At 34.1% G+C, this 24,561-nt stretch carries 25 protein-coding genes and 1 pseudogene; 1 reads left to right on the forward strand and 25 read right to left on the reverse strand.

The genetic code is table 11. The features are described from left to right. Positions 1 to 238: 238 nt before the first annotated feature. The 17 genes and pseudogenes from LQU93_RS08505 to rplU form a co-directional block, all read right to left on the reverse strand. On the reverse strand, positions 239 to 817 hold the full coding sequence (locus LQU93_RS08505; RefSeq protein ID WP_229933459.1) for an aminotransferase class IV: 579 nt from the start codon (positions 815 to 817) through the stop codon (positions 239 to 241). Further along, the gene (locus LQU93_RS08510; RefSeq protein WP_229933460.1) at positions 783 to 1,721 is read right to left on the reverse strand and encodes an aminodeoxychorismate synthase component I; all 939 of its coding nucleotides are present in this window, start codon (positions 1,719 to 1,721) and stop codon (positions 783 to 785) included. Before LQU93_RS08510 ends, LQU93_RS08505 begins: the two co-directional genes overlap by 35 nt. Beyond that, positions 1,703 to 2,752, reverse strand: coding sequence for a c-type cytochrome (locus tag LQU93_RS08515; RefSeq protein ID WP_229933461.1), 1,050 nt, complete (start codon positions 2,750 to 2,752; stop codon positions 1,703 to 1,705). Before LQU93_RS08515 ends, LQU93_RS08510 begins: the two co-directional genes overlap by 19 nt. 2 nt (positions 2,753 to 2,754) lie before the next feature. After that, positions 2,755 to 3,993, reverse strand: a complete 1,239-nt coding sequence (locus LQU93_RS08520; protein WP_229933462.1) for a cytochrome b — start codon at positions 3,991 to 3,993, stop codon at positions 2,755 to 2,757. A gap of 9 nt (positions 3,994 to 4,002) precedes the next feature. Then, the gene (petA, locus tag LQU93_RS08525; RefSeq protein WP_229933463.1) at positions 4,003 to 4,506 is read right to left on the reverse strand and encodes a ubiquinol-cytochrome c reductase iron-sulfur subunit; all 504 of its coding nucleotides are present in this window, start codon (positions 4,504 to 4,506) and stop codon (positions 4,003 to 4,005) included. Between the two features lie 103 nt (positions 4,507 to 4,609). Beyond that, positions 4,610 to 5,607: pseudogene (locus tag LQU93_RS08530) on the reverse strand (YeiH family protein). Next, positions 5,604 to 7,190, reverse strand: coding sequence for an arginine--tRNA ligase (gene argS, locus LQU93_RS08540; protein ID WP_229933465.1), 1,587 nt, complete (start codon positions 7,188 to 7,190; stop codon positions 5,604 to 5,606). Before argS ends, LQU93_RS08530 begins: the two are co-directional and overlap by 4 nt. Then, positions 7,190 to 7,396: a twin-arginine translocase TatA/TatE family subunit gene (gene tatA / locus LQU93_RS08545; RefSeq protein WP_229933466.1), complete on the reverse strand. Its 207-nt coding sequence runs from the start codon at positions 7,394 to 7,396 to the stop codon at positions 7,190 to 7,192. The genes argS and tatA overlap by 1 nt, the downstream gene beginning before the upstream one ends. A gap of 100 nt (positions 7,397 to 7,496) precedes the next feature. Then, positions 7,497 to 8,108 carry a guanylate kinase gene (gene gmk, locus LQU93_RS08550; protein WP_229933467.1) on the reverse strand — a complete coding sequence of 204 codons (612 nt, stop codon included), beginning with the start codon at positions 8,106 to 8,108 and terminating at the stop codon, positions 7,497 to 7,499. Then, positions 8,109 to 9,731 carry a midas domain-containing protein gene (locus LQU93_RS08555; protein WP_229933468.1) on the reverse strand — a complete coding sequence of 541 codons (1,623 nt, stop codon included), beginning with the start codon at positions 9,729 to 9,731 and terminating at the stop codon, positions 8,109 to 8,111. It lies immediately after the preceding gene. Between the two features lie 60 nt (positions 9,732 to 9,791). Continuing rightward, entirely contained in the window at positions 9,792 to 10,553 is a 762-nt protein-coding gene (gene fliR, locus LQU93_RS08560; RefSeq protein ID WP_229933469.1) for a flagellar biosynthetic protein FliR, read from the reverse strand. Positions 10,554 to 11,179: 626 nt separating this feature from the next. Continuing rightward, positions 11,180 to 11,821, reverse strand: coding sequence for an ABC transporter ATP-binding protein (locus LQU93_RS08565; protein ID WP_229933470.1), 642 nt, complete (start codon positions 11,819 to 11,821; stop codon positions 11,180 to 11,182). Between the two features lie 2 nt (positions 11,822 to 11,823). Next, a complete protein-coding gene (gene tsf, locus LQU93_RS08570; protein ID WP_229933471.1) occupies positions 11,824 to 12,888 on the reverse strand; it encodes a translation elongation factor Ts in 1,065 nt (354 codons plus the stop codon). Next, positions 12,888 to 13,676, reverse strand: coding sequence for a 30S ribosomal protein S2 (rpsB, locus tag LQU93_RS08575; protein WP_229933472.1), 789 nt, complete (start codon positions 13,674 to 13,676; stop codon positions 12,888 to 12,890). Before rpsB ends, tsf begins: the two co-directional genes overlap by 1 nt. Positions 13,677 to 14,413: 737 nt before the next feature. Further along, positions 14,414 to 14,806 carry an acyl-CoA thioesterase gene (locus LQU93_RS08580; protein ID WP_229933473.1) on the reverse strand — a complete coding sequence of 131 codons (393 nt, stop codon included), beginning with the start codon at positions 14,804 to 14,806 and terminating at the stop codon, positions 14,414 to 14,416. A 137-nt stretch (positions 14,807 to 14,943) separates the two neighbouring features. Further along, positions 14,944 to 15,198: a 50S ribosomal protein L27 gene (gene rpmA, locus LQU93_RS08585; protein ID WP_229933474.1), complete on the reverse strand. Its 255-nt coding sequence runs from the start codon at positions 15,196 to 15,198 to the stop codon at positions 14,944 to 14,946. A 10-nt stretch (positions 15,199 to 15,208) separates the two neighbouring features. Beyond that, complete coding sequence (gene rplU, locus LQU93_RS08590) at positions 15,209 to 15,520, reverse strand: 50S ribosomal protein L21 (RefSeq protein WP_229933475.1); 312 nt, start codon at positions 15,518 to 15,520, stop codon at positions 15,209 to 15,211. A 257-nt stretch (positions 15,521 to 15,777) separates the two neighbouring features. On the opposite strand from rplU, the gene LQU93_RS08595 reads away from it, so the two are divergent. Next, positions 15,778 to 16,158 carry a hypothetical protein gene (locus tag LQU93_RS08595; protein WP_229933476.1) on the forward strand — a complete coding sequence of 127 codons (381 nt, stop codon included), beginning with the start codon at positions 15,778 to 15,780 and terminating at the stop codon, positions 16,156 to 16,158. A 484-nt stretch (positions 16,159 to 16,642) separates the two neighbouring features. Here LQU93_RS08595 and LQU93_RS08600 read toward each other — a convergent pair whose 3' ends face one another. The 8 genes from LQU93_RS08600 to accD all read right to left on the reverse strand — a co-directional run bounded on the left by LQU93_RS08600 (position 16,643) and on the right by accD (position 24,519). After that, positions 16,643 to 17,677: a cytochrome-c peroxidase gene (locus LQU93_RS08600; RefSeq protein ID WP_229933477.1), complete on the reverse strand. Its 1,035-nt coding sequence runs from the start codon at positions 17,675 to 17,677 to the stop codon at positions 16,643 to 16,645. A 756-nt stretch (positions 17,678 to 18,433) separates the two neighbouring features. Further along, positions 18,434 to 19,510 (reverse strand): flagellar biosynthesis protein FlhB, encoded by a 1,077-nt coding sequence (gene flhB, locus LQU93_RS08605; protein WP_229933478.1) that lies wholly within the window; start codon positions 19,508 to 19,510, stop codon positions 18,434 to 18,436. Between the two features lie 763 nt (positions 19,511 to 20,273). After that, a complete protein-coding gene (gene recO / locus LQU93_RS08610) occupies positions 20,274 to 20,888 on the reverse strand; it encodes a recombination protein RecO (protein WP_229933479.1) in 615 nt (204 codons plus the stop codon). Then, positions 20,889 to 21,806: a tRNA dihydrouridine synthase gene (locus LQU93_RS08615; RefSeq protein ID WP_229933480.1), complete on the reverse strand. Its 918-nt coding sequence runs from the start codon at positions 21,804 to 21,806 to the stop codon at positions 20,889 to 20,891. Further along, complete coding sequence (locus LQU93_RS08620; RefSeq protein WP_229933481.1) at positions 21,803 to 22,804, reverse strand: LapA family protein; 1,002 nt, start codon at positions 22,802 to 22,804, stop codon at positions 21,803 to 21,805. Before LQU93_RS08620 ends, LQU93_RS08615 begins: the two co-directional genes overlap by 4 nt. An 11-nt stretch (positions 22,805 to 22,815) precedes the next feature. Further along, on the reverse strand, positions 22,816 to 23,172 hold the full coding sequence (dksA, locus tag LQU93_RS08625; RefSeq protein ID WP_229933482.1) for an RNA polymerase-binding protein DksA: 357 nt from the start codon (positions 23,170 to 23,172) through the stop codon (positions 22,816 to 22,818). Positions 23,173 to 23,180: 8 nt separating this feature from the next. Beyond that, positions 23,181 to 23,636 carry a 23S rRNA (pseudouridine(1915)-N(3))-methyltransferase RlmH gene (locus tag LQU93_RS08630; protein WP_229933483.1) on the reverse strand — a complete coding sequence of 152 codons (456 nt, stop codon included), beginning with the start codon at positions 23,634 to 23,636 and terminating at the stop codon, positions 23,181 to 23,183. A gap of 10 nt (positions 23,637 to 23,646) precedes the next feature. Continuing rightward, entirely contained in the window at positions 23,647 to 24,519 is an 873-nt protein-coding gene (gene accD / locus LQU93_RS08635; RefSeq protein WP_229933484.1) for an acetyl-CoA carboxylase, carboxyltransferase subunit beta, read from the reverse strand. Positions 24,520 to 24,561: the final 42 nt, after the last annotated feature.

Below are 24,561 nucleotides of genomic sequence, written 5' to 3' on the forward strand. Positions count from 1 at the left end.
GATAACTTTTTGTTACACTTAAAAGAGTGTGAATTTAGATTTAATAACCATGACAATCTCTATTAAATTTTATTAAAATTGATAAGAGAAAATAGGGTTAAGTTAAATTGACACTAAATAATTTAAAATTTCACACTTTTATCCATACTTTTAGAAAATTCTCAAACAGTATATGCATCTATTTTCATCGGTATTATGGTAATTAAAACTACTTTAAGCTTTTAACTTGTCTTAAGCCTTATAAAATAAACTTAAAATTTTTAATCTCAAAAAAGCCAATCATTGCATTCATAATGGCAAATTTTTTAGCATTCATTAGCATATTTACATCTATATCACACTCTTTTAGCATGCCTTCATTAATCAGTCTAGTTCTTGTTGTGCCATTTAAAAGCGGAGCTTTTGGCGTTAGCCACTCGCCATCAAATACTGCGATATTTGCGATGCTTGTATCAGTGATAAGTCCATTTTTTATCATGATTATCTCGTTATTTTTACCCTTTGCAGCATCTATATCATCACGGATTAGATACTTCTTATCATAGCTAAAGTCGATATCTACGAGCTTAAACTCGCTAAACTCACGCATTTTATACTCAAAAAACTCCACCTTCACAAGCTCACCACTTTTATGATAAACCACCTTAGCCCTAACAAGCCCCTTTTTATCCGTTTTAAGCACCTGTTTTAGATTAAATTTTGGCACAAAACCAAGCGAGTTAAGCATACGTCTTAGATGATAAGAAAGATGAAAAACCTCGCCATCAACGAGCTTAATTGTCTCAAAAAGGAAGGTAAATTTTCTCTGTGAGTTCATTGTATTCATCCATCAAATCGCTATCAAGAGTGATTCCACCACCGCTGTGAAAGTAAAGCCCATCAGGCTCTTTTTTGATAAATCGTATCAAGACGTAGCTTTTGCATATCTTGCCGTCAAAATAGACAAAAACACCGGTATAAAAACCCCTTTTATCAGGTTCGTTTGCCTTTATTATCTTTACGCTTTCATGTTTTGGTGTGCCAGTGATTGAACCAGCCGGTAAAAGCGAGGCAAAAATTTCATCATATTTTAAGCCAAATTTGGCGTAAAACTCGCTTTTTATCTTGCCTTTTATATATGTGCTTGTTTGATACAGATCTTTTGCCTTAGTAAAATAGCGAAATTTACACACCCTTACATCATCAGCTACCATGCTTAAATCATTTCGCATGAGATCTGTTATCATCGCTTGTTCACTTAGCTCCTTGGCGTCATCTAGCAAGGTTTGCTTGGCGTTTGGCGTGAGTGCATTTATCGTGCCTTTCATAGGAAAAGTATGGATAAACCCCTTATAAATCGTTACAAATGGCTCAGGCGAGAAGCAGACAAACTCATCTTTTTTATGCAAAACCAGCTTTGCACTAGCGTATTTAAAAATCTCATCTAGGCTTAAGTTTGTTTTGATTTTAGACTTTCGGCATAAATTTAGTAAGTAGCTATCACCCCTTAGCTGAGCTTGTCTAACGTTATCAAACGCTCTTTTATACTCATCTAAACTTGGTGGAAATTTCTCAAAGCTGTATTTTATATCCGCATTGCTTCGTTTGTTTATATGAAATTCCAAGCCGTATTTATACGCACGGCTTGGATGACAGATGATGTTGTGCTCTGGCTCATCGTATGAGTAAAGTGCTATAAACGCTGAGCCGTTGTTTTGGATGTTTAATGAAGTTCTTTCCAAACTTTACGCTTCCAAAGGGTGGCAAAAATCCCAAGTATTAAAAAATACACCATGGCATATATGCCTATATTTTCACGTTCAGATTTCTTGCTATCACCAACCTTCTCTAGATAACCAACAAGTTGCTGTTCGTATTGCTCGTTTAAACCAACACGTGGCATAGATGTGCCTGGTAACATTTTTTGTGGATTATTTATGAGCTTGTTTAAATAGTTGTCTGAATTTTTAGCACGTATCATCATAGATAAATCAGGCGGCATAGAACCCATATACTCGGTTAATTTTACTTTATTGCCTAAGATATATTTTTCATCATATTTTATATCGTGGCATCTTTGACAAGCATCCTTAAACAACACTTCATCGCTTATGCTATCATATGCCTTAATATAGTCATTAGATACGGATTTTAAGTATGCCACTAAATCAGCGATTTCTAAATTTACATCACTTGTACCAGCTCCAAAAAATTGTGGCATAGGATGCATTTGCTCTTCGCCAAATTTATGATTTAATTTCACAGCCTTGACTGGGTCTTTTATAATCGCTGCTAAAAATTTATCATCATATATCGCACCGGCTGTGCTTAAATCAGGCACTGCAACACCAAAACTCTCGCTTGAAGCCCTATCGTCCATTGCAGGTTCAAATCCAGCATGAGTTAGCGAGTGACAGCCAATGCATCCAGCGTTCATAAATAACTCAGAACCACGCATAGCATCGCCCTTGCTTAAATCAATAGAGTTAATATCACTCCAAAAATCAGTATAACTTTGTAGTAAATTTTTAGCATTTTCTAGCTCAGCACTTGCTGCAGCTATCTTTTTTTCGTCATTGCTAGATTTGGCTAGCTCTAAAGCCTTTGTTGCACTATTAAGCATATCTTGTGCGTGTGCTAAATCCTCTGCTTCAAAATCATAATTAGCCATTGATGTTTGCGGATGCAGTTCATGATGAGCATATGGCTCTATGCCCCAGTATAGCACCAATGATAGGAGTACAACTACTATAAATACACCAAACTCTTTCATAATTATCTCCTTTTTTCTATAAAGCTAATTGCTGGAAGTGCAACAATAAATAGGAATAAAAATAGAGTAGAACTCCAAAATCCTAACCACTCACGACCTTCCATAGGAACTTTGCCTAGTATTGATAAGGCTATCAAATCTATCACAAGCAGCCAAAACCATATAAAAAATAGTGGTCTTTTATGTGCTGGAGCCACGACATCGCTAGTGTCTAATAAAGGCACTATCATAAACGCTGCACCCGCAAATGCAAATGATAAAAGTCCAATAGTTGAAGCCGATATGCCAAAAATATCAAAGAAAAACCCACGTAAAATTTCATACTGCCATAAAAAATACCATTCAGGATATATATGAGCTGGTGTCTTTAGTGCATTTGCTGGTTCAAAGTTAATCGGATCCATAGCAAAACCATAGTGAAAGCACACCAAATACATAAAAAATATCATAAAAAACGCAACATACATAAAGTCTTTAGCCAAAAATCCAGGCCAGAATGGTATAACCTTGGCTTTTTTCTTATCGCCATGCAAATACTCATCAGCTTCAACGTCAAAATCTATCTCTTCGCTTGTTAGGTTATTTACGTGTGGAATTCTAAGTGAGTAAAAATGTAGCACCAAAACCACTATGATAACAATAGGAAGCAAACAAACATGAAGCATAAAAAATCTAGTTAGCGTAGCATCACCAACCGCATAATCGCCCCTAATCCACTCAACAAGTGCCTCGCCAATAACAGGTATAGCACCAAAAAGCTGAGTGATAACAGTCGCCGCCCAGTAGCTCATCTGTCCCCATGGTAGCATATACCCACTAAATGCCTCAGCAGAAAAACATATAAAAAGTATCATGCCAGTAATCCAAATAAGCTCTCTACCCTTTTTATACGAACCATAATAAAGTCCAGTAAGCAAGTGAATATACATAATCAAAAAGATTACAGACGCTGCAACAGCATGCATATGTCGCCATAACCAGCCATACTCAACCTCTTGCATAATTGTATAATTCACGCTATCAAATGCCATATTTACATCTGGTTTATAATACATTAAAAGTAGCAATCCAGTGACAAAAAGTATAGCAAAAAGCGTAGTTAATATAACACCCATAGCCCATAAAAAGCTTATGTTTTTAGGTATCCAATACTCACTAACCAAGACCTTCATTAATTTTGTGACTGCAAAACGTTGATCTAACCAATCAATCACTCCACTTGATTTTTTTACCTGTGCCATATTTTCTCCTTACGCTTTATTGGCTAGTTTTTCATATTCTGGACTTGTTTCGCCTAAAACTAGCTTTGTGCCATCTATTTTAAATGGAGGTATATCAAGAGGACGAGGTGGTGGTCCAAATGTCGCCATGCCATCAGCGTCAAATTCGCCACCATGACAGGCACAAACAAAAGCATTTTTGCTACCTTTCCACTCAGGTATACAGCCAAGATGAGTGCATAATCCAATCACAACAGTATATCTACTCTCGCCAACAACTACATCACGATCATCATTTGCCGCTGCAGAGGCTGGTTTTTTAAGTATAAATATAGGTTTTTTACGCCACTCAACCTGTCTCATTTCGCCATCTTTCATAGGGCTTAAATCTACAGTTGTAAATCCAGCTGCTTTAACGCTAGGTAGCGGATCCCATGTCTTTTTCATTGCTACAAGTGAAAAAGCACCGCCTACAGCAGCCACAGCACCAAACGCGAGTCCAATAAAATCGCGTCTATCTTGCGTTACTGACATGTTATTCCTTTGATTGATATTTTGTTAAAATCACTCATTATATCTAAAATTTATTAAAAAATCTTAATATTTAAAAAATAATATTTTAAATTAATTATAAGAATTAAATTAGAATTTTTATATAAAAATAAGCAAAAATCATAAGTATAAAAAATAGAAAAATAGCTAGCAATAATGGCTTAAAACCAAAATTTTTAACAACACTTTTATTTATATTTAATCCCAAACAAAACATTGCCACACACAAACACATATCGGCAATAAAATTTATAATATTTAAAATTTCAATTGGTATATTTATTAAAGAATTTAACAATATGGCACCTAAAAAATAAAAAGCAAAATATGGTAAAAATTCTTTAATTTTTGATGTTTTAGATGCACTTATAAAAGCCAAAAACAAAAGAAGAGGTACAAGCATAACAACACGAAGCATTTTGATTATCACAGCATTTTTCATAACCTCATCGCCATATCTAGCACTCGCACCAACCACATGTGCCACCTCATGAAGAGAAGAGCCTATAAAAAATCCAATTTGAGTTTGCGTAAAATTTAAAAAATTAAGCCCAACTGAATAGATAAACATACCAACTGTGCCAAATATAACAACAGACGCTACTGCTATAGCAATTTGTTTTTCGTCTGCTTTGAGCGTAGTCGCACTAGCCATAATTGCAGCCGCCCCACAAACCGCAGCACCAGCACTAATCAAAGCAGAAGTAATAAAATCTATCTTTAAAATTCTAGCCATAATAAGCCCTAGCAAAAAGACTAAAACAACTATAAAAATAGCGAGTCCAACACCATGTATGCCTACATATTTAGCATCTGCAAAGCTAATACGAAACCCATAAAAATAATGCCAAGTCGTAAAATTTGCTTTGTAGCAACCAGCAAAACCGCACTTGATTTTAAAAATTTAACCCTATTTGAAAATAAATTTGTAAGCAAAATTCCAAACAAAATTGCTACAATAAGTGGCGAAATAAAAATATTAAAATTTAAAAAAATATATGATAAAAATATGCAAACTAAGCCTATCGCAAATAGGCTTAGCGATGATAGTTTATCGTTTTTTATATGAGAAAATACACTCACATTCTGTCTTTTGCTTTAATTCCCATTAAGTTAAATCCGGTGCGAATACTTAAAGCAACAACGCAAAACAGCTTTAAAAGTGCGTCTTCATTCTCATTGCCCACTACTCTGTTTTCATTGTAAAATTTATGAAAACTAGCAGAAAGAGATTTTAAAAAATCTGGTAATTTATGAAGAGAGCGTGTATTAAACGCATCAATTAACACTTCTGGCAAAGTAAGTGCTTCAAAAAGTAAATTTTTTGCATTATCATCCAAGGCAGACAAATCAGCATCAATAACATCACTTACGCTTTTGTTTGCTTTGCCAAGAATTTGATTGACTCTTGCATGTGCATAATTTACATAAAATATTGGGTTTAAGCTATCATCAGCCTTTACTAGATTTAAATCAAACTCAAGTGGAGTTGTATTTGCCTTGCTAATAAACATAAACCGAAGTGCATCTGCACCAATTTCTTCAGCTATATCACTCATTAGCACTGATGTTCCAGCACGTTTGCTCATTTTAAACGGCTTACCATCTTTTAGCAAACTAACCATTTGCATAAGTATAATTTCTAGCTTGTTTTCATCGTAGCCCAAAAAGTTAATTGCAGCTTTTAGCCTAGCAATATACCCATGATGATCAGCACCCCAAATATTTATGTAGTGGTCGTAGTTTTTTTCATATTTTGAGTTATGATAGATAATATCTCCAGCCAAGTATGTCGGACGTCCGTCATCACGCACAACAACACGATCATTATCATCACCCAATGTTGTAGATGCTATATACGTCGCACCATCTTTTTCATACATTTGATTTGATTTTTTTAGCTTATTAATCGTATCGTCTAGCTTGTGATATAAAGCCTTTTCACTGGCCCAACTTTGTATATTTATGCCAACATCAGATAAATCTTTTTTTATAATATCCAAAACTATATCTTTGGCAAAAGTTGCTAGCTCCAAATTTCTGTTTTCATCATAAAAAATTTCTTTACCAAATTTTTGCAAAGCCGCTTGTGCAATAGGTGCTATATATTCACCCCTATAAAAACTCTCAGGATATTTAACGCTCTCATTAAAAATCGTCTCTTTTGCATACAGTGATACCGAAACACCAAGCAAATCTATCTGATTACCAGCGTCATTTATATAATACTCAGTAGCCATATCATAGCCTACATACTCTCCGATTCTAGCTAAAGTATCACCAAAAACAGCACCTCTGACATGCCCTATATGAAGTGGTCCTGTCGGATTTGCACTTATGTATTCTATAAATACGCTTTCATTTTTAGGTCTTTGTTTGGCAAAATTGACATCATTTTTTAGTGCATTTGTTGAAATTTCATCTAAAAATTTTGATTTTAGTTTAAAATTTAAATATCCATTTGCTGTAGATACCTCAAAAATCTCGCTATGCGTAAATTTCAAAGCCAACTCATCGGCTATAATCATCGGCGACTTTTTAAGCTCTTTAGCCAAACTAAATGCAATAGGAGTAGCATAATGAGCCAAAGTTTTGTCCTTTGGTTTTTCTAAGACAAAACTCTCACCTAAAACTTTAGCTATATGTGATTTAACAATCTCTTTCATTATGCTTTTGTTGTCTCTTCTGCTTTATTTACAGACGCATTCTCTTCTTTGTTTTCAACCTTTTGTATTGGCTCTTCCATTTCGGCTTTAAAGCTCTTTATGCCCTTGCCAACACCCTTTGCTAGCTCAGGTATTTTTTTTGCACCAAATAATAAAACTATTACAGCCAAAACTACCAGCCAATGCCCCATACTCATTGAACCCATGATTAATATCTCCTTTGTTTGATTTATTTTATAAAATCATTTAATTGTTGTAAAAATTTTACTTAATTTAAAATTTTAACTCTATTTTACCAAAACTAGCTTAATTATCAATCCACTCGTCAATTGTTTCTCTAAGCTTTATTTGTGAGCTTTTTAACCGCATAACGTGTATAATTGATCTTAGATTATCATAACAACTTTGCAAATCATCATTAATCAAAAAATAATCATACTCTTTTATGTGCTGCATCTCTCCAACAGCATTCATTAATCTATTTTGAATACTAGCTTCTGTCTCGCTCTTACGATTTTGCAAACGCGTTTTTAATTCACTTTGGCTTTTTGTTGTTAAAAATAAAGAAGTAATATAATTTGAAAATTTCTGCTTAGCCAGATTAAAGCCCTGCACGTCGATATCAAATATAACAATCTTGCCATCATTTAAAGCTTGTAAAACTGGCTTTAAATTTGTTCCATAAAAGTTCTTATGTACCTTAGCCCATTCTAAAAATTCATCGTTATCTATGCCATTTTTAAACTCATCTTCGCTTACAAAATGATAATGCACTCCATCTATTTCGCCATCTCTTGGGCTTCTTGTCGTGCTTGATATCGAAAAATACAAATCCCTTTCTTCTTGAAATAATCTTGTTAAAAGCGTGCTTTTGCCACTTCCACTAGGTCCTGAAATAACTAAAATTTGTCCGTCCAACTACTTTTCCTCAAAGCTAATATTTATCTTAATATTCATATCTTTTAAAACATCCTTAATAGAGCTTTCATTTAACGAGCTAGTAATATGCTCAGATATTTTCTTGCTTAATTCATCTTTAAAATCGACATTTTTATCATTTTTAATCTCTATTTCACCCACGCTATCTAGCACCATTTTTGCATCCGAAAGCCCAAATGCCGCCATCATAGAATTCTCGTCTATATCATCAATGCTTTTCATATCATCACTAGCAAAATCAATCATATCTTCACTTATGCTATCTGTTTGCAAATTAGCATCTAAAACATCTTGTATCTCATTTGCCACAATCAAACTCTCATCTTCTTTATCCAAAGCAGACTCTTGCTCGTCTAGCGTCTCCAAAACCTCTTCTTGTGTATCTTGCAATTCCTGTGCTAAATCATCACTATTTTGCAAATCATCGCTTAACTCATCTAGTATCTCTTTTACATCTTCGTCTTGCTCTATATCGGCGACTTCTTCAAGCATCATCTCATCTACATTATCAACGCTATCAAGCTCGTTATTTTCTAAATTTTCACTCTCGCCAGTTTCTATTTCAGATATCTCATCAATACTCTCATCTAAATTAATATCTTGTGAATCAGCAATCTCATCTTCTTGCTTATTTTTTTCATCAACACTCATAGCGTCAATATCATCTATAATTTGTTCTAAATTTTCAATAGAATCAGCCTCTAAATCATCAACTTCGCTAAACGATAAATCATCGCCACTAACTTCATTTATATCGTCTTTAGATATCTCATCTATCTCATTTACAAGATCTTCTAACTCATTAAAATCAGTGGTTTTTGCTATATCAACTTCTAAATTTTCATCGCTTAAATCTTCTTTGTCATCTAAAAGTTCTTCATTTTCTATATCTTTAGCAAAGCTCTCTTCATCTTTGATATTTGCAATATCATCTAAATTAAACTCATCAAATCCCACGTCTTCTTTTATCTGCAGTGGGCGACTAGAACTCCCACTAATTGGCTCATCAAGCTCAGGCAAATCATCTAATCCACTTAGCATTTCATTTATAGCATCACCTTGCTCTTTGAGCTCATCATTTGGATTTTTAGCTTCATTTGGATTTGGCTTTATTGCATCATCGTCTAAATTTTCAATTTCTGCTATGCCCTCTTCTGTTTCTTTTGGCAATTGATCTAAATTTTCATCATCGTCTAAACTTTTTAATTCAGTATCAAAATCAGGCAACTCCAAATCAAAATCAGTTGAAATTTCATCTACAAATACACTATCACTGGTGTCGCTATTTGTCATAATGCTATCATTTGGTCTATTTTGTTCAAAAACATTTATAAAATCAGTAGGCAAAAATGGTTTATTAAGTGTTACTGTCGCATATTCAGGCACCTCGCCATTACGTGGGACTAAGTACATTATATTTTTACTATACGCACTAATATCAATATCAGTTGTGTCTATGTCGCTGTCTATTATAATAAAATCAAAAATACCTTCAAGCTCACTTGCCTCTTCTAGCTGAATATATTCGGTTCCTATTTTATTTAAACTTAAAGTAATCAAACGGGAAACTGCTGGATTTTTATTAACCAAAGCAACCTTCATAACCACTCCTTAAATTTTAATTGTTAATTTTATGATAATAAACATTTTTATTTACTTAATTTAAAAAAACAGTGCTGGTAAATCATTAATAACACGCATCATAAGCGTAGTAAAAATTTTCATAACTGCGGATAAAATCACAATCAAAACTACAAAACCAATCGTAACTTTAATAGGATAACCAACAACCAGCAAGTTAAATTGAGGCATAGTTTTCATAAGCATACCAAAAATCAAGTCAGACAAAAGCGATAATGCAATAATCGGGAAAGCCAAAACAAACCCAAAAATAAATAAATTTGTAAAAGTTTTAAGAGAGTAGCTAAGCACACCGTAACGTGGATAAAAATCACCTAGCGGAATATACTCAAGCGAGACTGCAAAAAATTGAACCAACAAATGATGTCCATCAAAAATCAAAAATGTAAGAAGTGCCATCATATTTATGACATTTGCGATAACTGGTGAGTTTGTGCCAGTTTGTGGATCAAGCACACTAGCCATCGAAAACCCCATAACCATAGATATTTGCTCACCAGCTAGTTGCAATGTGGCAAATATAATATTTAAAAGAAGTCCAACACAAAGTCCAAGCAAGGCTTCGCTTACGATTTCAAGAACTAAGAAATTTATAGTGTGTTCGTGAGGTTTAGCAAGTGGCATTAAAATAATGCAAAGCATAAAAACAAAAGCAGTTTTTGCTGTGATTGGGATTTGATTATGCGAAAAAAATGGCATAAATACAACAAGCCCACTAAGACGTGCAAAAAGTAGCATAAATGTAATAACGCGATCTGTCCCAAAAAACTGCACTAAATCCATTTTTGCCTTTGTAAATTTTTATATTATTTTACATAAATTTAGTTTGTTTTGGAGTTAAGTTATAAATTTTTAAGTAAGAAATTGAAAAATTTAGTGCAAAAATCGCATCAAAATTAGAGATTGCAAATATCAGCCTAGACAAATTTCACCATTTGTCTCTTTGGCACGCAATAAGCATACTTTAAATAATATCACATATGTCATCAATTTTACATTTACAGCAATTTTTTTAGTTTATTTATAAGTTATGCCATTAAGTAGTCGTGAGATTTTCTACGTCAGTTAATTTACCCAAAATCAAAAATACTAAGATCAACAAAACTACAAAATTTATTAGCATATAAACAGCATCAACTAAAAGTCGAGTTTTTAATAAACCAGCTTTTACACTAATGAGAGTTTTATTTTAACACTCATACTCTTTAAATTTAAATCAAATAAGTAGCCACTATAAGCACATTTACAAACAACATTATTCACAATAGTGCAAATCACAACAAAACGAAGCTAGTGCTAACTTATCCAAATTTCTTATACAAACCCTTTTACGCAAAAGATTATTTTACTACTTTTTATACTTAAAATTTGATAGTTTTATGGTGTTTTTATATTAAGTAAATTTGAGTTTAAATTTTAGATAGTATTTTATTTTCTAGTTTATACGTGTGCGTACATTTTTTGGCCAACTCATTATCGTGAGTTACTAAAACCAAACTTGCACTGTTTTCATTTATGTAATCAAACAACACATCCATTACTTCATTTGCCGTGGCTTTATCTAAGTTTCCAGTTGGCTCATCAGCGAAAATAATGCGTGGCTTTTTACTTAGCACTCTTGCGATGCTTACGCGTTGCTGCTGTCCTCCGCTTAATTCTCCAACTTTATTATTTAAAACATGAGAAATTTTAAGAGCACTAAGATATTTTTGATCTATTGGTTTGTTGGCTAAAATGCTTGCTAGTTCGATATTTTCAAGTGCGTTAAAGCCCTTAAAAAGGTAGTGTGCTTGAAAGATAATACCAAAATCAAACCTACGAATATTAATAAGCTCGTTCTGTGAAAGAGAATAAAGCGATTTTTCGTTATATATAACCTTACCAGAATTTGGATTTAAAAGTGTGGATAGAATATGAAGCAAGGTACTTTTACCGCACCCACTTACACCTAAAATCGCCGAGCTTTCGCTAGTATTTAGGGTTAAATTTACATTTTCAAAGAGCGTATAATCATACGCAAAACTAAGATCTACGCCCTTTAAAATTTCCATTTTTAGCCGATTTGTGCTGCCACTTCTGCTGCAAAATCATCGACTTTTTTCTCAAGTCCATCGCCAAGCTCAAAGCGGACATATTTTACAATCTCAATCTTGCCACCAAGCTCTTTTGACTTCTCAGCTATAACTTGCTCGATCGTCTTTTTATCGTCCATTACGTAAAACTGACCAAGAAGCGTTAGGCGCTGATCTAACACAGTGTTGTCTGCATAGAAACGCTCAATCTTACCAGGGATGATTTTGTCCCAAATTTTCTCAGGCTTACCCTCTGCTCTTAGCTCATCTTCGATAGCTTTTGTAGCTTGTGCTAGTTCGGCTTCACCTATTTGGCAACGACTAGCATAAAGTGGTATGTTATGAAGTGGTTTGCCAAGGCGTTTAAATTCTTCGTTTTCTTTCTCAAGCTCAGCACGAAGTGCGATAAATTCTTTCTCAACGAACTCTTTATCAAGATCTTTATAGCTTATAACTTCTGGTTTCATCGCTGCTGCATGCATGCATAGGTTGCGAATGAAGTCTTGAGCTTTGTTAGCTATCTCTTCGCTCTCGCAAGCTGCACCGATAAGAACGCCAACACGACCATTTGAATGCACATAGCCATTTACAACACCCTTAGCATCAGCCATGATCGTCTCAAAGCGACGCACAACTAAATTTTCACCAATAGTTGCAATCTGGCTTTTTAGATACTCTTCAAATTTTACGCCATTTATTGTGCTTGCTGTTAGCTCTTCAACTGTACTTATGCCATTTGCTTGAATATGCACGGTAGTATCTTTTGTAAGAGCTTGGAATTTATCGTTTTTAGCTACAAAGTCTGTCTCTGAGTTAATCTCAGTGATCGTAGCTTGTTTGCATTTTTCACAAACTTCAACAGTCACAAGACCCTCGCTTGCAAGGCGGTCAGCTTTTTTAGCAGCCTGACCCAAGCCCTTTTCGCGAAGCAAATCAACGGCTTTTTGCATGTCGCCATTTGCTTCAGCAAGTGCCTTTTTACAATCCATCATACCAGCTCCAGTGCTTTCGCGGAGCTCTTTTACCATCTGTGCCGTGATTTCCATTATTCTTCATCCTCCGCATCAAAGTCTTCCTCGCTCATAGCCTCAGCTACAACAGCATCTTTTTCATCTTGACTAACTTCTTCTTTAGCGTTTTCATCAGCATCTTGCTCAAGAAGTGATTTGCCCTCGTTTATAGCCTCAGCCATCTCTTGGCAGAAAAGCTGAACTGAGCGGATCGCGTCGTCGTTGCCAGGAATTGGAAAATCAACTACATCTGGATCGCAGTTTGTATCGATAGGTGCTACAACTGGTATTCTTAGGCGATTTGCTTCAGCAACCGCGATTTTTTCCTTAACAGTATCGATAACAAATACCATATCAGGCAAGTTTTTCATATTTCTAATACCGCCAAGAGTTGCAAGCAACTTCTCTTTTTTACGGCGAAGCATTAAAGCTTCTTTTTTAGTTAGTAAATTTATAGAGCCATCTTCTTCCATAGTCTCGATAACTTCGAGTTTGCGGATACTTTGGCGAATAGTTCCAAAGTTTGTCATCATGCCACCCAACCAGCGGTGATTTACATATGGCATACCGCATTTTTCAGCGTATTCTTTGATTGCTTCGATAGCTTGTTTCTTAGTGCCAACAAAAAGGATAGTCTTACCCTCAGCTGCTGCGTCACGAACGATGTTGTAAGTGTAGCGGAAGTAGCGGATTGTCTTTTGTAGATCTATGATATAGATACCTTTTCTCTCGCCAAAGATGTATTTTTTCATCTTTGGATTCCATCTGCGCGTTTGGTGTCCGAAATGAACGCCGCACTCTAGCAAATCTCTCATTGTTACCATTATGGTTCTCCTTATACGCAATGTGCGCGAAATTTAGTTTTACCTCCACACCCCTTAACGCTTGAAATTTTAATAAAATTTCAAAAACGCAACCAAATTTAGGACTGGTGTGTGTGAAATAAGGGTTGGATTATACTGAAAGTTCTCTAAATTTAAGCTTTATCCAAGTATTATTTTAGTGTAAGCCATGCGGAAATTTGCAAAAAACTAAGTCAAAATTTAACAAAAAGAAAATAATAATGTTTGGTTTTTAAAAATGTTGCGATTGTGGCAGTATTATTTTATGTTTTAAGTAAAATTTTCTCTAGCGACATAAAAAAGCTTAAAGTTAAAAATGTCATAAAACAACTGTGAAAAGTTATTGACTTTTGTATGAGAGCAAGACAAAATTTTACCAATAATCAGACAAGCTGGACTTAACATATACATAGCAATATCAGCTTGATAAAAATTAGCCTACATGGATAGACAAAGTGCGTGCAATCAAAATCTCCGTAGTCAAGAATTAAGATATAACAACAAGAGCCAAACAAGCCAAGATTGAATAAATGCAGCTTAAAACTATTTTACTAAATGGCTAATTTTGACTTGCTATAAAACGCACCTTAAAAATGCCACTTTTAATAAAATTCTAACCACTCTAAGCCATCGTTGTTTAGTTCTATTGCCTTTAAAATTTTATGTTTGCTCTTATAATCTGCAAACATAAAATTTATTTTACTTACTTGGCAACCTTGCTACTCATACAATGCCGCCACCTCATCAGGTATAGCCATGGGACGGTTTTTATGTGTGTCAAAATAAAAAAATGTAGTTTTTGCAGTGGCGACTAAAACTTCGCCCCTGTAAAATTCAAAAAATCTAGTCGAAGTAGCTCTTTTATCACGCTCACTCCAGCTTTTTATAACTAGTTCATCGTCTAAAAATATGGGCTTTATGTAGGTAGCTTGATTTTCACGTATAAGCCACACACCTCCACGCTCTTTTTGCACTTTAAGTGTATCGCCAACAGAGTTTGAGTGAGCCATACCAACATCTTGCATTAGTTTAAAATAGTAAGCATTATTCATATGTCCGTGCATATCAATCGCTTCGTTTGTTACTTTAAATTTATACAAAAACTCTTTCATTCTTCACCTAGTTAAATTTTAAAAATATTTTAATTTAAACAAGGCAAAATTTTACAAAAATATAAATATGAAAATAATAAATTTAGTATAAAATGATAGATTTATAATATAAATTTTGGGGATTTCTCCCCAAAAAATTACGCTGGATAAACAGAAACTTTCTTTCTATTTTTATCTTTGCGTTCAAATTTCACATATCCGTCAATAAGTGCAAATATCGTGTGGTCTTTACCCATACCGACATTTGAACCTGGATGTGTAGCTGTGCCACGCTGGCGAATGATGATATTTCCAGCACGAACGAACTCGCTACCGAATTTTTTAACGCCTAAACGACGTCCAATACTATCACGGTTATTCTGGGTTGAACCTTGACCTTTTTTGTGTGCCATACCTTACTCCTTATCCTGCGATACTTACAACTTTAACGCGAGTATATTGTCTTCTAAAACCGCGCTTAAGTTTTGAGTCTTTGCGTCTTCGTTTTTTATAGATAACGACCTTCTTGTCTTTACCCTCATTTACTACTTCTAAGACAACTTTTGCACCCTTAACAAATGGCACACCTACCTTTACTTCGCCGTCATTTACAGCTAAAACTTCTGTAATTTCAACGGTTGATTTTGGCTCAGCTGCAAAGTGATCTAGGTTTAAGTATTGACCTTCGCTCACTCTATACTGTTTACCGCCGTTTTTAATAATAGCGTATTTCATGCTATCCTTTCTAAATTTGGTAAGACCAAAAAGCACTTTTGTCACCAAAAGATTTGCGGAGCTTTGTTGGTTTGAAGCTCGGATTTTACCCAAAATTTTATAAATTTAAGCTAAATTTTACAAAACACAAAATTTATCTTGTTTTAAAAAAAAAAGGGGGGGGGGGGGTAAAATAGCATTTTATTTAGGAGATTTTATGAAAGCAATAATCACACTAAGAGGCTCAGCAAATCTTGGCAAAACGACAATTTTACATAATGTTTGCTAACGACTTGATTAAAAATGGTGCCAAAGCTATTAATCTTTTAAAAGATGATTTTGATGCCGATACAATCAAGGATTTTGAAATCTCACTTGAGTACAAATCTTTAAAAATTGCCATATTTTCATCAGGCGACATAGCCGAAGTCGTGCAAGACAATATTAAAAAAGCAAATAAAATAGCAAAATTTGATCTAGTTTTTACCGCCATTAGATCGCATGGAAAGAGTGCAAATTTCATTCAGAATTTTGCCAAAGAGCATAAAATAAAAATCATAAATGTCGAAAACAACGAGTATTTTAAAGAAAATGAGAAAATTTTGACCTATCATAAATCACAAATTGAGTATTTAAATTTTATCCTAAAGGGGTTTTAATGGCATTTTATCATTTGTCACCTTTCTTTTAATCTGCACTGTTATTGGCACAATTGCAAATATAAGGCAAAAAGTTCTGATTTATTCACAGGTGGAGCAAACCTGCTTTATTGCGTCATTCCAGCGTTTGTTGGTGCGTTTTTTCTATTTATGTTTTTATTGGTTTCGTTCGAAGGCTTCAGTGGTGCCAATGAATTTTTATTTCAAGCTTCGCTTGGACTTTTTGCCTTTTTCTCGCTGTTTGTCGCTACTAACGCTGCAAAATACAATGATGGGTTTTATCATCATTGTTTCGATCACAGCAATTGTCCTAGCTTAGTCAGTCGTGCTTTTAAAAACTTCATTTTTTGGCGAAATTACTGATTTTTTATTTGCTTACGAATATAATGAACGAGACAAAGAAGAATCGCAAGGATAACAAGCAAAATAGCCAAAATTTATGTGTTAGAAAATATAAAAAGCGGGGCAAACCTCGCCCCAAAATTTAATAATCAAGCTCTGGCTTTGATGTTTTGTCGGTTGAAGCAGGAAACATCGGATATTCAACCTTTGGCATATCGCCTGTTAGTGAATTTAAAAATGTTACCATATCATTTGCTTCTTTGTCATTTATCTCTATGCCAAGTTGCACACTTCCCATGGTTTTTACAGCATCTTTTAGTGACCATATCGCACCGTTATGAAAATACGGAGCAGTTAGCTCGATATTGCGAAGTGTAGGCGTTTTTACCATGCCGTTTGCATCGCCCTTAAAGTCGCCGACATTTGCAAATTGATATTTTGCCGCCACTTCAAACGGCTGTAGAGTTCCGCCTAAATTTACACCGTTATGACAGGCTGCACAGCCTTTATCTAAGAATAATTTAAGTCCTGCCTTTTCGTTAGAATTTAGTGCATTTGTGTCGCCCTCTAAGAATTTATCAAAACGTGAAGGCGTTACTAAAGTTCGCTCAAAAATTCCAATCGCAGTCGTAACTAGATCAAATGTAATCTCGCTATTAAAGGCAGTTTTAAACTCATCAACATAGGCTGGGATTGATTTAAGTCGCTCTACAACAAGTTCTGGTGTGCTAGCCATTTCAGGCAAAGCAGTCATCGGACCAGCAGCTTGTGCGGCTAAGTGAGCAGCACGTCCATCCCAAAACTGAACTGAGTTAAAGACTGAGTTATAAACGGTTGGAGCATTGATGTGGTGTGGGTTTGGTGCCCATTTATGTCCTGTTGATGCTGGCACGCCGTCAGTGCCACCAAGACCTAGATTGTGACAGGTGTTACAGCTGATGATGCCTGATTTTGATAGACGTGGGTCAAAATATAGGCGTTTGCCAAGCTCATAAGTAGCCATTGTGGTTGGATACTGCTTTGCGTCTGGGGCGGCGTCGTTTATCATCTGAGTGAGTTTAGCTTGATCGCTTGGAAGTGCGATAATGCCAGCATCTAATGCTTCTTTTGCAAGATCACTTGCAAAAAGTGAGCTAGCTAGTACAACTGAGCTAAGAAATAAAAATTTAGCTTTCATAAAAATCTCCTTTAAAATAAAATTAGATTGTGATTTTAATATAACTTGATTTAAATCAAGATAAATTTTATTATTTGAATAAAAATACTGAATAAAATTTATCATTATTTAAGATAAATTTTATCTGATTTTATAATAAATTTATCTCTAAAAGATCGGTACAAACTATAAGCTATTTTGTGTGTAGATATCAAAAGCATTAGAACTAAAGTTAATATAAATTTTAAAAATAATAAAAATAAACCCACTCTTTAAGTAAGCTAAAGACATATTATAAATTAAATTTTATCTTTTTGCTATCTAAATTAACGCTCTTTTAAATGAAATAAGAAATTTGCCTTATTATGTAATTTGTAAAATTTTAAAACAAGCGAAGCGGTGGCGAGTGAAATAAGAAGGGTTTTTGTAAATTAAATAAATTAGTAACATTTTAGCAAATTTAACAAGCTATTTACTGGTGTCTCTATCTTGTTAATTTAACCACGCAACTAACTTTCATTAAGCCTTATGTTTTAAATAATATTATTAATTTAGTTATTTTATAAATTTCAATTTTAAAATAGCAATTTGTGTTGAAAAGGGTCTAAATAATATAAACAAATTTTACAAATAGCAATATAAAGTATCAGATAAAATAAAATTTTACTTTGTCAAAGCTAAACTTCATAAAATAAACACAAATTTAACCACCACGTAAGCCATATCTTACAAACATGCAAAACAAATTTACTATTTTGCTATTTTAGATTACAAGCACTATTTTAGTCTGTTTGAGAATTTTTTCTGATTGCCCATATATACAAAGCTTAACACCTCAGCTACCGCACGAAATAAATTTGCAGGTATGAGTTGATCTACGTCACACATTTTGTATAGTTCTCTTGCAAGTGGGGGGTTTTCTACTATGTCTATGCCATTTTCTGTAGCAATTTTTCGTATCTGAAGTGCCATTAAATCAACGCCCTTTGCTAGAACTATTGGTGCATTTTCTCTTGTTTTGTCATATCTTAAGGCAATAGCGTAATGAGTTGGATTGGTTATGACAACATCGGCTTGTGGCACAGCCGACATCATACGACGACGTCCGGCTTCCATTTGAGCACGACGTATTCGTGCCTTAACCTGCGGATCTCCTTCCATCTGCTTATATTCATCCTTGACCTCTTGCTTACTCATTCGCAAATCTTTAAAATAATTAAAACGAGTAATAAATAGATCAAAAATAGCAATCACTAAAAGCACAATAAGCATCACGCCTACTAAAATCAACATTTTTTCTTTTAGCCACGCAAGTTGATCAAACATAGTGAAAAAAATTGTCGTTGGAAGCTCTTTGATAAATTGCCAAAAAAAGTAAAATGCTACGCCAAAAACAGCTGCGACTTTGACTATTATTTTGACTGCTTCTATCGCTTTTTTCATAGAAAATAGATTTTTTAATCCCTTTATTGGATTTATTTTGTTTAGATCTGGCGTAATTGGCTTGGTGGTAAAAATAAAGCCAAATTGCATGATATTTGCCATAACACCAGCGATTGCTACACACACACAAATTGGTAAAATCATAAGCAGCACTCTAAACATCGTATTCATAGTGAGCTGATGAAGGACACTTGGTGTTATCTCGACGCCAATAAAATTTTGATAATAATGATATAGCGAAATAATTTGATTTCGCATTACGCCAAGCATAAACAAAAGCACAACAATGCCAACAATAAGCGTTATAAAGCCACTTGTGTCTTGACTTTTTGGGACATTTCCATCTTTTTTGGCATCTTCTATTTTTTTGGAACTAGCTTCTTCGGTTTTCTCTTGGTCATCACCCGCCATGCATTCTCGCTTAACTTTTTTGACTTATTATAACAAATTAATATACACCTTAAATACCAAAATGTATTTTAACACTGATTAAAATTTTAAAATCATACGCAAGATATGCCTTGGTAAATTTTACTTTGCTTATAAAATTTAAATTATAAAAATCTTTACAACTTAAATACAAGCAAAGCACTTTTGCAAAACAAAATGTTTCCTTGAAAAACTTTCAATACCGTTTATGTAAATTTCTGTCTAGCACAAACTAACTCTTGCCATGATTTACTCTTAAGTCCATCATATCCACGCACAAATTGCACTCTTAACATAGATTACGCCCTATTATAGTCTAAAGCGTCAGGCACGATTTTTGTAAAAATTTATGCGTTATGTATAAAACTCCAAAGATAGATTGTTTGCCTATACTTCTGTCTCGTTTTAGTTTGCTCTTATTTCCTTTAGCAACTCTTATCAAGCTCTACACTACCGATAATTTTATAAATTTTAGTCATTTGATATTTGTAAATTTTGCCCCAAAATCATAAAACAGCGATTGATTAAGTTGTGATTTATGTTTAATATTTTACTTGTTAAAGCAGCATTTGTATCACAGCAAAAATGAAAAATAATTTTTTGATTTTATAAGTGTTTAAAGCACAATTGCTTTGTATTGTTATTTGTAAAAATATTAATAAATAATGGCTCAGTGATTTTGTATTATAAAAATTTTAATTAGAGTTTATGGCTTGTTAAGTCTTTATATTTTTCATCTTGCCCGTCAAAATCCATCAAGAAGAATTTGATACAATTGCTCAATCTCATCATCTTCTAAATATAAAGTACTTTTATGTTCAAACAAATATTTTATCTTTGATAAATCAAATGCATATGATGATATACAATGTGTGTGAGCTGGCAAAAATGCCCTAGTTAAACTAACCTGTGAGCTAATTACTTCATCACATAAAAAACACTCAAACTCATTATGTAATCGCCCTTCATGCTCTAAAATCCTAACATAGCTCTCCAAAATAAGACGTTTGGCATTTTGTTTTAATAGTCTTGACGCACAAAAATCAAGTTCGTTAAAATATATCTCATCAACATTATCAACATCTTTTAAGTGATCGTAAAGTAGTCTTATAAATTGTTGCCAAATAATTAATTTATCACGATCAGTAAGCCAAGAAAAGCCAAGATGAAGAATATTTCTAAGATGTGGCAAAAACTGAGTGTTGCTTATAAGCTCAAAATCAATCTTATACCCCATCATAATAACAGCATGTCTGGCACCATAAAAGCGATACGATTTTACAACATGTTCGTTTGTAAGTATATAGACGATTAAATCCTCGTCTTTAACTTTTTGAATACGAAGTATGTAGCCTTGCATCTAAAAAAAACTAGAAATTTTATCAAAGAATTTATCTTCGTCATTTATGCGATTTATCTCGTCACGAAACACAGCAGCACCATCCATGCCCTTGCTATACTGATGCAAATGCTTTCTAAATATATTTAAGCCATGCGTTCCATAGTGTGCTATCATCGCCTGGAAATGAGCTATAATAATGCGTTTTTTAGTGTCATTATCCACGCTTTTGCCATGCTTTATCTCTAAAAATATCCATGGGTTGCCTATACTTGCACGTCCTATCATTAATGCATCGGCTTTTGTCTGTGCCAACACGTCATTTGCATTTTTTGCATTAATATCTCCATTTGCAACGACTGGAATTTTTACAGTCTCTTTAATCTGCCCTATCGCATCATAATCCACGTTTGCTGTGTAGCCACCAGCCCTAGTCCTGCCATGCACAGCCACATAATCCACTCCAGCTTCTTCACATGCTTTTGCGACATCGACATGAATTTTGCTATCAAAGCCTAATCTTATTTTGGCAGTAGTAAGACGCTTATTTGAAGTGTTTTTTATGGTTTGCAAAACCCTTTTTAAAAGATCTAAGTTTTTAAGTAAAGCCGAGCCGCTCTCTTGTCTTACGACTTTTGGCACAGGACATCCGCAGTTTAAATCAATGCCATCAATGCCATCAATGCTATTTAAAATTTCAACCGCTTTTTTGACATTTTCTAAATCATTTCCAGCTATTTGCACGATATACGGTGTCTCGTTACTGGCTTTTTGTATCATTTTTATGCTCTTGGCACTATCATAAGCCAAAGCATTTGCACTTATCATCTCGCTAATGGTTACATCGCAACCAAATTCTTTTACAACACTTCTTAGCGGCAGGTCCGAAAAACCTGCCAACGGAGCCAAAAATAATGGCTTTTTACCAAAATCAATCATTTAAAAAATAACGATGATGGTATGCTTTTTGCATTATCTTTTAGATATAAAAGAGTTTTAAATTTCACATGCTCATCTTTATCGTGATTTTGCACTATTTCCCTAAGTTCATCAAGCAACACAAGCTCATAAAGCACATACAAATATGCCTCTTCGGCATCTTGATGAGATGCTCTTAGTTTTTCAAACAAAATTTTATACGCATCTGGTTTTAGTTTGTTTTTTAGCATTATTGCTGCTTGAGTGTATTGCTTAGCTGAAATTTTGTCATCGTTAAGCAATTCATACATTTCGTCTGCACTTATGCTAATTTCATCATTTACATATCGCTTTAAAATACACATTGCATCATCACCACTAAGTTTTGCACCGCTTAATTTTTTAATATCTGCAAAACTTGCATTTTTGATTAATTTTTCATATGCAGCATCATCAACAGCTTCACTAAAACTATCATTTTTAAGAATTTCAAGATAGTAATCTTTTAAATTTTTAACCTTATTTATCTCATTTTGTATATAAAGCGGATTATCCTTGCTTAACTTATATTTTTTAAGCTCTTCTATATCGCCATTTTGGACATTTTTAACCACATTTATAACACTTAAAAGCTCTTCATTTTCGATATTAACATCTTTATTTAAGCCCCATGGAGACATATATTTTGTCACGGCTGACGATAGCTTTTGAGTATCGGTTCGGTATTCTTTGTTGCTAGGAAGTGCTAAAAATACCTCTTTTGCATACTCGGCATACAAATCACCATCTTTTTTGATAGCACGCTTAAAATTATAAAATTTCAAACTATGATATGCAATATGAATAATCGCAAAAAAAGCAAAAATAGCCACAGGCAAAACCATCCAACATGCAATTGGCAAAGTAAATTCATAGCCTAAAATTTTAAGCGTATAATCGCCCCCCTCAAGCACAAATACTGCCACACCCACCAAGATCATGTATATGATAGCATATACACTAAACCGCCTACTTTTCATATTCGCTCCTTTTAGTTTTTGGATGTTTTTTCAACTATCTCTCTACAAGCTATGCAATACCTTGCATGTGGTTTTGCTTTCAGTCTTGCAGGTGCGATCTCTTCTTCACACATTTCACATATGCCATATGTTTTATTAAAAATTTTACCAAGCGACCTATCTATCTCAGCTAGTTCAGCTTTTTGCTGTGCTGATATGCTCTGCTCTATCAACTCATCAGTATTAATAAGTGCTATATCCATCTCATCACTTGCACCACTGCCACGAAGTGCATGAACCTCGCTTAAAGAGTCTTGAATGTTTTTCTTGATTTGTATTTTTCTATCTTCTAACATATTTTTAAAAAAATCTAACTCATTTTGTGTCATTTACATCCTTATTTATGATATGGGTGATTTGCATTTATGCAAAGCCCTCTAAAAATTTGTTCAAATAACATTAGTTTTGCTATCTTATGTGCCATCGTTAATTTGCTTAAACTCACGACTATATCGCCTTTTTGTCGTAATTTTTCACTAAAACCATAAGCTCCACCGATAAAAAAACTAATCTGAGAATTTTCTCTCAAAATTTTGGCAAACTCAAAACTATTAAGATCTTTGCCACGCTCATCTAATACGACACAAAACCCCTTAAATTTTGGCTCATATACATCTTCATATGCCCTATGAGACATCGCTTCAGACACGCTTTGTGCTTTGGCAATTTTATCATTAAATATCACATTGTCAGTTATTTTAGCATATTTGCTTGACATTTTTATATATTGTTTTATTTCGCTTTCAAAACTATCAGTCAAGCTTTTTTGTATGCTATATACTAAAATTTCCACATCTTACTCGCTATATTGCGTAGTCTTGCACGTTTTGATTTGGTTTTTTCATAAGCAACCTTATCATATCGCTAATATATCTTTTGTGCTCATTTCTTGGAGCAATAGCATCTATAAGCCCATGCTCTAGTAAAAACTCAGCCTTTTGAAAACCATCAGGCAGATCCGCTCCAATAGTTTGCTTTATAACTCTTTGTCCAGCAAATCCAATTAATGCACCAGGTTCAGCCATGATGATGTCTCCAAGCCATGCAAATGATGCTGACACACCACCCATAGTAGGATCTGTTAAAACCGATATAAAAGGAACCTTTGCGGCATCCAAGATCTTAAGTGCCGCTGATGTTTTTGACATTTGCATGAGCGAAAATGTGCTTTCTTGCATCCTTGCTCCACCAGATGCACTCACGATAATCAACGCTTCTTTTTTCTCGGCTGCTCTTTTTATGGCACGGACTATTTTTTCGCCTTCAACTGAACCAAGAGAGCCACCCATAAAACCAAAATCAAATACAACAAGCTGTATGTTTATGCCGTTACATTTGCCTTCACCGCTTATTACTGAACTTGTTCTGCCAGTTTTTTCTTCGCCTTCATTTATGCGTTTTTTATATGATTTTTTATCAACAAATTTCAAAGGATCAGTTGGTCTTAAGCCAACATCAAGCTCGACAAAACTATTTTCATCACATATTAAATTTATTCTATCTTTTGGTTTTAAGCGCATATGATGTCCGCATTTTGGACAAACATTAAATGATGCTTCAATCTCTTTATAATACATCAAAGCATTACAGCTGTCACATTTTATCCAATGACTTGGTGCTTCATCTGGTTTTGATTGCGTTTTGCGGACTTTTGAAAATATATCTAAAAAACTCATTTTTCTACCTAATTTTAAAAGTTAGGCGATTATATCTAAAAA

It is taken from the genome of Campylobacter majalis, from assembly GCF_905120465.1.
GTDB lineage: Bacteria > Campylobacterota > Campylobacteria > Campylobacterales > Campylobacteraceae > Campylobacter_A > Campylobacter_A majalis.